The sequence below is a fragment of the Rhodopseudomonas infernalis genome (assembly GCF_022271405.1).
GTDB lineage: Bacteria > Pseudomonadota > Alphaproteobacteria > Rhizobiales > Xanthobacteraceae > Rhodopseudomonas > Rhodopseudomonas infernalis.
The window spans coordinates 1-10,186 of the sequence record NZ_JAJNAL010000077.1 but is presented as its reverse complement, the minus strand read 5'-3'; the positions used below and the strand labels follow the sequence as shown (position 1 = coordinate 10,186).

The following is a 10,186-nucleotide window of genomic DNA, read 5'->3' as shown; positions in this document are numbered from 1 at the left end:
TGCTTGCGGGAGAGGGTTGGGGTGAGGGCGCCCCAGACAGTGAGTCTGCTCTGATGCGGTTCCTCGGAGTCATCGCTGTTGTGCGCCGCAGCGCTCATCGCCTCGCTCTCAATTCCGATTGACGCCAGCCGAAACCCGGCGCCTAATTCCGCCAACTAACAAGATGAGCCGATCACCCACAGGGAGGAGCGACCATGTCGATCTCCGGGAAGGTTGATCCCGTCGTGCGGCGCGTCAGCGTCGGCGATATTGCGGAGGCGTTCGGACAGGGGCTGCGGGATTTCCAGGCGGCGCCGTTGTACGGCCTCGCCTTCGGGGTGTTCTACGCTGCCGGCGGGATGCTCATCCTGGCCTGCCTCACCGCGCTGCATATGGTCTATCTGGCGTATCCGCTCGCCGCCGGCTTCGCGCTGCTCGGGCCGTTCGTCGCGCTCGGCCTGTACGAAGTCAGCCGCCAGCGCGAGGGCGGGCGCAGGCCCTCGCTGCGGCAGATGATCGGGCTGATGCGCAGCCGCAGCGAGCTCGGCTGGATGGCGTTCGTGACGCTGTTCCTGTTCGTGATCTGGATGTATCAGATCCGCCTGCTGATCGCGCTGTTCCTCGGCATCGGCGCCTCGTTCGGCAGCCTGAACGAATTCATCTCGGCGGTGCTGACCACCAACGAGGGGCTGGTGTTTCTCGCGGTCGGCAATTGCATCGGGGCGGCGCTGGCGCTGGTGCTGTTCTCGCTGACGGTGGTGTCGTTTCCGCTGCTGCTCGACCGCGACGTCGATTTCGTCACCGCGATGATCACCAGCGTCCGCGCGGTGGTGACGAGCCCGCTGCCGATGATCGGCTGGGCGGCGGCGATCGTGCTGCTGCTGGCGCTGTCGGCGCTGCCGTATTTCCTCGGCCTGGTGGTGACGCTGCCGATCCTCGGCCACGCCACCTGGCATCTGTATCGCAAGATCGTCGCCCCGGTCGCGGCCGAACTGCCGGCGAGCGGGTCCGCCGACAACGTCCTGCAACTGCCGCCGGTCGCATCGCGTGGTTGAGCGGGCGCGGCTGCACGCCGTCTCGCTCCATCGGTCCTTGGCTGCTATCGTGACGCGAGACTCACGATTGCCGAATGGGACTGCCCGATGTCGCTCGAACTGTATCTCACTTATGTGGCCGCCTGCGTCGCGCTGACGCTGCTGCCCGGGCCGGTGGTGACGCTGGTGATCGCCAACGGCCTGCGCCACGGCACCCGCGCGGCGTTGCTGAACATCGCGGGCGCGCAGCTTGGGCTCGGTCTCGTCATCGCGCTGGTCGCGGCGGGGCTCACCACGCTGATGGCGACCATGGGCTACTGGTTCGATTGGGTGCGGCTGGTCGGCGCCGCCTATCTGGTCTGGCTCGGCATCGGCCTGATCCGCAACCCGGTCGAGGGCGTCGCCACCGACGCGGCGCCGCGCACGCCGCGCGGCGGATTCTTCCTGCAGGGGCTCTTGGTACTGCTCGCCAATCCGAAAGTGCTGGTGTTCTTCGGCGCCTTCATCCCGCAATTCGTCGACATGCAGCGCGATCACGTCCCGCAGGTGGCGCTGCTCGGCGTCACCTTCATGGTGATTGTGGCCATGACCGACGCGATCTACGCGTTGCTCGCCGGCCGCGCCCGCACGATGTTCTCCGCCCGCCGCACGCGTCTGCTGTCGCGCATCTCCGGCAGCTTCATGATCGGCGGTGGTATTTGGCTGGCGCTGAGCCGCGCGAAGTAAGCGCGGACGCCGTTCGTAGGGCGGGTTAGCGCGAAGCGCGTAACCCACCACGCGGTGTCGCGACGAAGATGATGGGTTACGGCGCAAGGGCGCCTAACCCATCCTACGCGTTCTCCTTCTCCGTCATTGCGAGGAGCGTAGCGACGAAGCAATCCAGCCCGGTGCACGAAGCTGGATTGCTTCGCGAAGCCTGTGCCCGGACGACGCGAAGTGCCGATCTGGGTGCTCGCAATGACGCAGAGGTCGTGGGGGAGGCGGGCGTCTAACCCGCTGCCGTCTTCTCGCGCAGCGCCGGCTCGATCGCCGTCAGCACGCGCGCCAGCCGGTCGGCCCATTCGGCCTGTCCGGGTTCGTCGGCGATCTGGTCCTGGCGGATCTCGATGCCGGAGTTGATCAGGCCGCGGGCTTCGCCGTGCACCGGGATCGAGTAGTCGGTGCCGTCGGCGACCGCGTAGGGCTGGTTGTCGCCGACCACCAGACCCTCCTCGCGGCGCAGTTCGGCGAGCAGCAGCGGCGGCAGCACGGTATCGCGGTGATACAGCGTGCCGATATGCCAGGGCCGCGTCATGCCGTGATACACCGGCGTGAACGAGTGCACCGACAGCAGCACGGTCGGCCGGCCGGCCGCAAGCCGCGCGCTGATCGTCGCGTCGATCCGCGCGTGATAGGGATCGAAGATCAGCCGGCGACGCTCCTCGGCCTGCTCGTGGGTCAGCCCGTCATTGCCCGGAACGGTGGTGTTCTCGCTCACCAGCGGGATCGAACTCTCGGCGCTCGGCGGCCGGTTGCAGTCGATCACCAGCCGCGAATAGCGCTGCGCGATCAGATGCGCGCCGAGCTGGTCCGACAGCCGCTCGGCGACGCCGGCGATGCCGATATCCCAGGCGATGTGGCGGGTGAGCTCGTCGGCCGGCAGGCCGAGATCGCCGAGCTGCGGCGGGATTTGGCGGCCATAATGGTCGCAGACCAGCAGAAAAGGCGATTGTCCGTCGAGATTCCGCTCGATCACCGGAACCTGTCCGGGCTCGAGGCGTAGTGCCACCTGGCGTGCGCCGTTCATCTTGAAGTGCCTGTCAAATCAGCCATCCGCCCTCGGACAACGCTGGTATCTTCTCATCGCCGCAAAGTCTATGTATCCTTGATGCAACTCCTCACCATCACCCACCACACCGAGTATCACTACGCCCATCCGGTCGCGTTCGGCGAGCACCGCGTGATGCTGCGGCCGCGCGACGGCCATGACCTGCGGATGCTGGAAGGCTCGCTGGTGATCACGCCGCAGCCGGCGTCGCTGCGCTGGATTCACGACGTCTTCGGCAACAGCGTGGCGATCGCAACCTTCGACCAGCGCGCCACGCGGCTGAGCTTCGAATCCACCGCCATGGTCGAGCATCATCCGAGCGAAGAATTCGCGCTGACGCCGGCTGATCGGGCATTCTTCTACCCGTTCTTTTACGAGGAAGACGAGTATCCGGATCTCGAACCGTTCATCCGCCCGCAATACGGCGATCCGGACGGCGAACTGTCGGTCTGGGCGCGCGGATTTCTGGACGCCGGCGCCTCGACCCCGACCTTCGACATGCTGAGCCGGATGACCCACGGCATCCGCGACGGCTTCCGCTATCGCAGGCGCCACGCCCAGGGCACCCAGCATCCGCTCGACACGCTGCAGACCGGCTGCGGCACCTGCCGCGATTTCGCGCTGCTGATGATCGAGGCGCTGCGCCGGCTCGGCATCGCGGCGCGGTTCGTCTCCGGCTATCTGTTCGTGCACGACCGCGGAGACGGCGGCCATGTCGGCGGCGGTTCGACCCATGCGTGGGTGCAGGTATATTTGCCGAGCGCCGGCTGGATCGAATTCGATCCGACCAACGGCATCATCGGCAGCCGCGATCTGATCCGCGTTGCGGTGGCGCGCGATCCGTCTCAGGCGATCCCGCTGCACGGCAGCTATGTGGGTGGCGCCGACGAATTCCTGCGGATGGACGTGCGCATCAAGGTGGCGTCGGCCGACGATGTCGCTCACAATCGCCCCGTCGCGGTGCCGGCCTAGCCGCGACAATGTGATTTGCGGAGATCCGATGCTCGATCGCCTGTTCGTCTACGGCACGCTGATGCGCGGCTACGATCACCCGATGGCGCGGCTGCTGTCGGACAATGCCGACTATCTCGGCGCCGCGACGATGCCGGGGCGGCTGTATCAGGTGCGGCACTATCCGGGCCTGATCGCCGCGACCGCCGCCTCCGACCTTGTGTTCGGCGATGTGTTCCGGCTGCACCGGCCGGCCGAGCTGCTGGTGCAGCTCGACGATTACGAGGGGTGCGGCGACGGCCGCGACCAGCCGGCGCAGTATCGCCGCGAGGTCGCCCGCGTCACGCTCGCCGCCTGCGGCGAGGGCGAACCGGGCGAGCTCGAAGCGTTCGTCTACATCTATAATCTGGACGTCACGCAGCTTCGCCACATCGCATCGGGACGGTTCGCCGACGTCGTGGCCGCTAGCGGTTGAGGTGCAGCTCGACGTGGGCGTTGGCGGCCAGCGGCAGCAGCATCAGCCAGTCCGGCTGCACTGGCTCGGTCAGGCAGAAGCTCGGAAAGTCGTAGGCATCGACCGCGGCCGTGGCGATCGACAGCGCATCGCCGCAGTCCTCGCACTTCCACGAGTGGATCGCATAGACCCCGTCGACCGTCTCGGCGCCGAGCGAGGTCATTTCCAGATTGCATCGGGTACAAGTTGCCATGGTTCTGGCTCCAGATGAGTTGGCGCCAATCCACAGGACCGGCGCGGGAAGCCCTCGACCTTGGTGAACCGTTCTCCCCGACCCCCCGCATCAGCAGGGTGCGGCAGTGAGCGCCGGCTGTCGCACTGCAACAATGAGCCAGATCAAATCTACTGCAGATGCGAAGGAACGTGGACAAAAGTGATCAGCCAGCCCCGGTTCACAGCGCGCTCCCTCTCCCGCTTGCGGGAGAGGGCTGGGGTGAGGGCGACGCGAGTGGTGAGCTCGCGAGGTGAGGCTGGCATAGACGTGCCCAACATTGTCGAGATTCCGGGTTCGCTCGCTGCGCGAGCGCCCCGGAATGACGGTGTTCTTGGCGAGGCGCCTTGTGGAAACTGCCTAGAGGATCGCAAAGCTTCACCGGACGACGCTTTGTCCGGTATAACCCCTTTGATCCTTTCATCTGTAGCGCCCAGAAACGCGGTGGCGGTGTCAGCCGCGTCAGCCAAGGTTATTCATGCGCTTCACGCCGCAATTTCTCGATGAGCTGAAAGCCCGGCTTCCGGTGTCGGATGTCGTCGGCAAGCGCGTGAAGTTGAAGAAGGCGGGGCGGGAGTGGAAGGGGCTGTCGCCGTTCCAGCAGGAGAAGACGCCGTCGTTCTTCGTCAATGACGAGAAGCAGGCGTGGTTCGACTTCTCGTCCGGCCGCAACGGCTCGATCTTCGACTTCGTGATGTTCACCGAGGGCGTCGATTTCCCCGAGGCGGTGGAGCGGCTGGCCGCGATGGCCGGGCTGGCGCTGCCGGCGGCGACGCCGGATGCGGCGCGGCAGGCGCAGCGGCGCAAGTCGCTGTACGACGTGATGGAGCTGGCGGCGGTGTATTTCGCCGACAATCTCGCCTCGCGCGCCGGCGCCCGTGCCCGCGGTTATCTCGCCGATCGCGGCATGCTGCCGTCCACCCAGGTCAAGTTCCGCATCGGCTACGCCTCGCCGGAGCGCTTCGCCCTGAAGGAGCATCTCGGCAAGCACGGCGTCCCGGTCGAGGACATGGTCGAGGCCGGACTGCTGTCGGCCGGCGACGACATCCCGGTGCCGTTCGACAAGTTCCGCGACCGCGTGATGTTTCCGATCACCGACATCCGCGGCCGGGTGATCGCGTTCGGCGGCCGGGCGCTGGAGAAGGACGTCGCGGCCAAGTACCTGAATTCGCCCGAGACGCCGCTGTTTCACAAGGGCGACAACCTCTACAACCTCGCCGCCGCCCGCAAGGCCGCCCATGACGGGGCCTCCGTCATCGTGGTCGAGGGCTATGTCGACGTCATCGCCATGGTCACCGCCGGCTTCCCCGCCACCGTGGCGCCGCTCGGCACCGCGCTGACCGAGAACCAGTTGGCGCTGCTGTGGAAGATGGCCGACGAGCCGATCCTGTGCTTCGACGGCGACCGCGCCGGCCAGAAGGCGGCATATCGGGCCGCCGATCTGGCGCTGCCGCAGCTGACACCCGGCAAGAGCCTGCGTTTCGCGCTGCTGCCGGAGGGGCAGGACCCCGACGATCTCGCCCGCGCCGGCGGCCGGCTGGCGGTCGACGAGGTGCTCGGCGTCGCCCGGCCGCTGGGCGACATGCTGTGGCGGCGCGAAACCGAGGGCGGCAGCTTCGCCACGCCGGAGCGCCGCGCCGCGCTGGAGGCGCGCATCAACGAGCTGGCGAACGGCATCCGCGACGAGGTGGTGCGGCGCTATTATCGCCAGGACTGGGCCGAGCGGCTGCGCGCCGCCTTCGCGCCGCAAGGTGGCTATGGCGGCGGCTATCGCGGAGGCGGCCGTGGCCAAGGTGATTCGGGGCGGCCATTTCAGCCGCGGGGCAATTATCCACAGGGCGGCGGCCGGCCCGGCTTCCGCGGCGGCCCACCGACCGGTACGGCAGCGCTCGGTCGCGGGCCGTACCAAATGATGAGCCCGCAGCTCGCCACCAGCCCGATCATGCGCGGCCAGCGCAGCGCGATGTCCCGCCGCGAGGCGCTGATCCTGACTTCGCTGCTCAACCACCCCTGGCTGCTGGAGGACCACCTCGAGGAGGTCGCGGCGCTGGAATTCGCTCATCCGGAGGCGCATCGGCTGCGCGCCGCCATCATCGCCGCCTTCGCCCAGGAGCACCATCGGGCGTCCGACGACACCGGGCAGGCCGACAAGCTCCGCGCCGACCTGGTCAAGGCCGGTTTAACCGAGCAGATGCAACGGCTTGAGCGGGCGATCACGACCCAGGCGGTCTGGGGCGCCGGGCCCGGCGCCGCGCGCGAGGATGTTCTTTCGACGTGGCAGCAACTCGTTGCCTTGCATCGACAATCGCACTCCTTACTTAGAGAATTGAAGGATGCCGAGCTGGCTTTGGGTGAAGACGGCAGCGAAGCCAACGTCGCCTGGTTGCGGGACGTCAAGGCGCGGCTCTCGGAAGTGGACGGAACTGAGGCGCTGATCGAAGGATTTGGCGAATCGTCCGGACGCTTCCACCGGAGCGTGTGAGGCGGGATAAGGTGGGCCTTGGGCGGGCCGCGCGGCGAATCCGTGAAAAGACTCGCCAAACCCCCGCCTTGGCTGCAAAAACAGGGTTAGTAAGGGCTTAACGGCATTCCGGTAGAAGGCCTTCGGGCGACCATTTGGGAAACCAAGCACTCTTTGGGAATCCAGCACTCTTGGGAATCCAAAACGGGATCGTGTCGGGTGGCGTAGGCGAGCGCCGCCCTTTGCGTGTCTCACCCGGCAAGGCAGATTTGATGACGGCGCGGCGACGTGACCGGCATGCGCGCGTTCAGGAGCAGTGAATGGCCAGCAAGGCAAAGACGGTTCAGTTGAAGGACAAGGAAAAGGACGACAAGGCCGACGCGCCGGAGAAGGACTCCGCCGACGCTCCCTCGCCGTTGCTCGACCTGTCGGATGCGGCCGTCAAGAAGATGATCAAGCAGGCCAAGAAGCGCGGCTTCGTGACCTTCGATCAGCTCAACGAAGTGCTGCCGTCCGACACCACGTCGCCCGAGCAGATCGAGGACATCATGTCGATGCTCTCGGATATGGGCATCAACGTGTCCGAAGCCGAGGACAGCGACAGCGAGGACGAAGAGACCAAGGACGAGGCTGACGAGGAGCCGGATAACGACCTCGTCGAGGTCACCCAGAAGGCCGTCACCGAGACCAAGAAGTCCGAACCCGGCGAGCGCACCGACGATCCCGTCCGCATGTATCTGCGCGAGATGGGCACCGTCGAGCTGTTGTCGCGCGAAGGCGAAATCGCCATCGCCAAGCGGATCGAGGCCGGGCGCGAGGCGATGATCGCCGGGCTGTGCGAAAGCCCGCTGACCTTCCAGGCGATCATCATCTGGCGCGACGAGCTCAACGAAGGAAAGATCTTCCTTCGCGACATCATCGATCTCGAAGCGACCTACGCCGGCCCCGACGCCAAGGCCAACATGAACCCGGCGATGGCCGGCGAAGGCGGCGATGAAGCCACCGCCGAAGGCGAAGGCGGCGCGCCCGCTCACGTCGCCCCGCCGGCGGCGCCCCCGGCCGCCACTCCGTTCCGGCCCGCGCAGCAGCGCGGCGCCGCGCCGGCTGAATCCGGCGGCGAAGGCGGCGAAGGCGCGTCCGAAGGCGACATGGACGACGACGAGTTCGAAAACCAGATGTCGCTCGCCGCCATCGAGGCCGAACTCAAGCCGAAGGTGGTCGAGACCTTCGACAAGATCGCCGACAACTACAAGAAGCTGCGCAAGCTGCAGGAGCAGGACATCGCCAACCAGCTGCAGAACGAGCAGCTGTCGCCGTCCCAGGAGCGCAAGTACAAGAAGCTCAAGGACGAAATCATCGTCGAGGTGAAGTCGCTGCGGCTCAACCAGGCCCGTATCGATTCGCTGGTCGAGCAGCTCTACGACATCAACAAGAAGCTGGTGTCGTTCGAAGGCCGCCTGCTGCGCCTCGGCGACAGCCACGGCGTCGCGCGCGAGGACTTCCTGCGCAACTATCAGGGCTCGGAGCTCGATCCGCGCTGGCTCAACCGCGTCTCCAAACTGAGCGCCAAGGGCTGGAAGAACTTCGTCCACTTCGAGAAGGACCGGATCAAGGAACTGCGCCAGGAGATCCAGTCGATGGCGGCGCTCACGGGCCTGGAGATCGGCGAATTCCGCAAGATCGTCCACTCGGTGCAGAAGGGCGAGCGCGAGGCCCGTCAGGCCAAGAAGGAAATGGTCGAGGCGAACCTGCGTCTCGTCATCTCGATCGCCAAGAAGTACACCAACCGCGGCCTGCAGTTCCTCGATCTCATTCAAGAGGGCAACATTGGCCTGATGAAGGCGGTCGATAAGTTCGAGTATCGCCGCGGCTACAAGTTCTCCACCTACGCGACGTGGTGGATCCGGCAGGCGATCACCCGCTCGATTGCCGACCAGGCCCGCACCATCCGCATCCCGGTGCACATGATCGAGACGATCAACAAGATCGTGCGCACGAGCCGGCAGATGCTCAACGAGATCGGCCGCGAGCCGACCCCCGAAGAGCTTGCCGAAAAGCTCGGCATGCCGCTCGAGAAGGTCCGCAAGGTCCTGAAGATCGCCAAGGAGCCGCTGTCGCTCGAGACGCCTGTGGGCGACGAGGAAGACAGCCATCTCGGCGACTTCATCGAGGACAAGAACGCGGTGCTGCCGATCGACGCAGCGATCCAGTCGAACCTGCGCGAAACCACCACGCGCGTGCTCGCCTCGCTCACCCCGCGCGAAGAACGCGTACTCCGCATGCGCTTCGGCATCGGCATGAACACCGACCACACGCTGGAAGAAGTCGGCCAGCAGTTCTCGGTGACCCGCGAGCGCATCCGCCAGATCGAAGCCAAGGCCCTGCGCAAGCTGAAGCATCCGTCACGGTCGCGGAAGCTGCGGTCGTTCTTGGATAACTAAGCGCTGATCCCGCGTCATCCTGAGGAGCCCGGCGTAGCCGGGCGTCTCGAAGGACGACGCGGCCACAGACAGATTGTAGGGTGGGCAAAGGCGCACTTGCGCAGTGCCCACCTTCCACGCCTGGAAGCCGAGGCACAGCCCATGGCATCAAACCGGCACCTGATCGAGGTCGACGAGACGACCGCAACCCGACTGCGCGAACGCGCCGATGCGCAGGGCGTTTCCGTCGCCGAAGTGGTCGCAAGCCTGACGACCCTTGCCGACACCCTCGTCGACATTTCCCCCGAAGAACTCGCCGCGCTCGATCGGCAGGTCGCCGCCATCAAATCCGGCGAGGAAGCGACTTACCCGCAGGATGAGGTCGAACGCTGGCTCGCCACGTGGGGCACGCCTGACTACAAGCCGTTTCCAAGAAACGGATAGAGCCCGCCATGAAGCTCGTCTGGTCGGACACTGCCATCGCCGATCTCGAACGCTTCGCCGAATTTCTTCACGACAACCATCCCGCCATCGCAAATCGTATCGCGCCCGAAATCGTCAAGCGGGCGCGGCTGATTGCCGACTATCCGCGGATCGGGCGTCCCGGCCCCGGCGGCTACCGTGAGCTGACTCTGCCGGTGCTGAACGCCGTCTATGTGCTGCGCTACACATTCGATGCCGATGGGGTCTTGATGCTGCGCGTCTTCCACAGCCGCGAGCAACGCGATCCATAGGCCACGGCTTGCTCAGCAGTGGCCTCGCGATCACCTCCCCCTTGCGGGGTGGGTCGGCCGAGCACCCGGATCGGC

The 10,186-nt window shown here is 66.1% G+C and carries 10 protein-coding genes; 8 read left to right on the top strand and 2 right to left on the bottom strand.

Features of this window, described 5'->3' with window-relative positions; all coding sequences use genetic code 11:
- Positions 1-194: 194 nt before the first annotated feature.
- Together LPW26_RS25190 and LPW26_RS25185 are read left to right on the top strand one after the other, a co-directional pair.
- A complete protein-coding gene (locus LPW26_RS25190) occupies positions 195-1,034 on the top strand; it encodes a DUF2189 domain-containing protein (RefSeq protein WP_238738508.1) in 840 nt (279 codons plus the stop codon).
- 87 nt (positions 1,035-1,121) lie between these two features.
- Positions 1,122-1,739, top strand: a complete 618-nt coding sequence (locus LPW26_RS25185) for a LysE family translocator (protein ID WP_238738507.1) — start codon at positions 1,122-1,124, stop codon at positions 1,737-1,739.
- Positions 1,740-2,001: 262 nt separating this feature from the next.
- On the opposite strand, the gene LPW26_RS25180 is transcribed toward LPW26_RS25185, so the two are convergent.
- The gene (locus tag LPW26_RS25180; RefSeq protein WP_238738506.1) at positions 2,002-2,799 is read right to left on the bottom strand and encodes an N-formylglutamate amidohydrolase; all 798 of its coding nucleotides are present in this window, start codon (positions 2,797-2,799) and stop codon (positions 2,002-2,004) included.
- Between the two features lie 81 nt (positions 2,800-2,880).
- Here LPW26_RS25180 and LPW26_RS25175 point away from each other — a divergent pair, with 81 nt between their 5' ends.
- A complete protein-coding gene (locus tag LPW26_RS25175; protein ID WP_238738505.1) occupies positions 2,881-3,792 on the top strand; it encodes a transglutaminase family protein in 912 nt (303 codons plus the stop codon).
- 28 nt (positions 3,793-3,820) lie between these two features.
- Positions 3,821-4,246: a gamma-glutamylcyclotransferase family protein gene (locus LPW26_RS25170; protein ID WP_238738504.1), complete on the top strand. Its 426-nt coding sequence runs from the start codon at positions 3,821-3,823 to the stop codon at positions 4,244-4,246.
- On the opposite strand, the gene LPW26_RS25165 is transcribed toward LPW26_RS25170, so the two are convergent.
- Positions 4,236-4,478, bottom strand: a complete 243-nt coding sequence (locus LPW26_RS25165) for a hypothetical protein (RefSeq protein ID WP_238738503.1) — start codon at positions 4,476-4,478, stop codon at positions 4,236-4,238. The genes LPW26_RS25170 and LPW26_RS25165 overlap by 11 nt on opposite strands.
- Before the next feature lie 496 nt (positions 4,479-4,974).
- Between LPW26_RS25165 and dnaG the strand changes: the two genes are divergently transcribed.
- The 4 genes from dnaG (at position 4,975) to LPW26_RS25145 (ending at position 10,111) form a co-directional block, all read left to right on the top strand.
- On the top strand, positions 4,975-6,978 hold the full coding sequence (gene dnaG / locus LPW26_RS25160) for a DNA primase (protein WP_238738502.1): 2,004 nt from the start codon (positions 4,975-4,977) through the stop codon (positions 6,976-6,978).
- 299 nt (positions 6,979-7,277) lie between these two features.
- Positions 7,278-9,398: an RNA polymerase sigma factor RpoD gene (gene rpoD / locus LPW26_RS25155; protein WP_238738501.1), complete on the top strand. Its 2,121-nt coding sequence runs from the start codon at positions 7,278-7,280 to the stop codon at positions 9,396-9,398.
- 96 nt (positions 9,399-9,494) lie between these two features.
- Entirely contained in the window at positions 9,495-9,821 is a 327-nt protein-coding gene (locus LPW26_RS25150) for a hypothetical protein (RefSeq protein WP_238738500.1), read from the top strand.
- A gap of 8 nt (positions 9,822-9,829) precedes the next feature.
- Entirely contained in the window at positions 9,830-10,111 is a 282-nt protein-coding gene (locus tag LPW26_RS25145) for a type II toxin-antitoxin system RelE/ParE family toxin (protein ID WP_238738499.1), read from the top strand.
- Positions 10,112-10,186 lie beyond the last annotated feature (75 nt).

Bases quoted from the DNA above. Each gene is read 5' to 3' on its own strand.
- LPW26_RS25190 (WP_238738508.1), top strand. From the start codon at position 195: ATGTCGATCTCCGGGAAGGTTGATCCCGTCGTGCGGCGCGTCAGCGTC.
- LPW26_RS25185 (WP_238738507.1), top strand. From the start codon at position 1,122: ATGTCGCTCGAACTGTATCTCACTTATGTGGCCGCCTGCGTCGCGCTG.
- LPW26_RS25180 (WP_238738506.1), bottom strand. From the start codon at position 2,799: ATGAACGGCGCACGCCAGGTGGCACTACGCCTCGAGCCCGGACAGGTT.
- LPW26_RS25175 (WP_238738505.1), top strand. From the start codon at position 2,881: ATGCAACTCCTCACCATCACCCACCACACCGAGTATCACTACGCCCAT.
- LPW26_RS25170 (WP_238738504.1), top strand. From the start codon at position 3,821: ATGCTCGATCGCCTGTTCGTCTACGGCACGCTGATGCGCGGCTACGAT.
- LPW26_RS25165 (WP_238738503.1), bottom strand. From the start codon at position 4,478: ATGGCAACTTGTACCCGATGCAATCTGGAAATGACCTCGCTCGGCGCC.
- dnaG (WP_238738502.1), top strand. From the start codon at position 4,975: ATGCGCTTCACGCCGCAATTTCTCGATGAGCTGAAAGCCCGGCTTCCG.
- rpoD (WP_238738501.1), top strand. From the start codon at position 7,278: ATGGCCAGCAAGGCAAAGACGGTTCAGTTGAAGGACAAGGAAAAGGAC.
- LPW26_RS25145 (WP_238738499.1), top strand. From the start codon at position 9,830: ATGAAGCTCGTCTGGTCGGACACTGCCATCGCCGATCTCGAACGCTTC.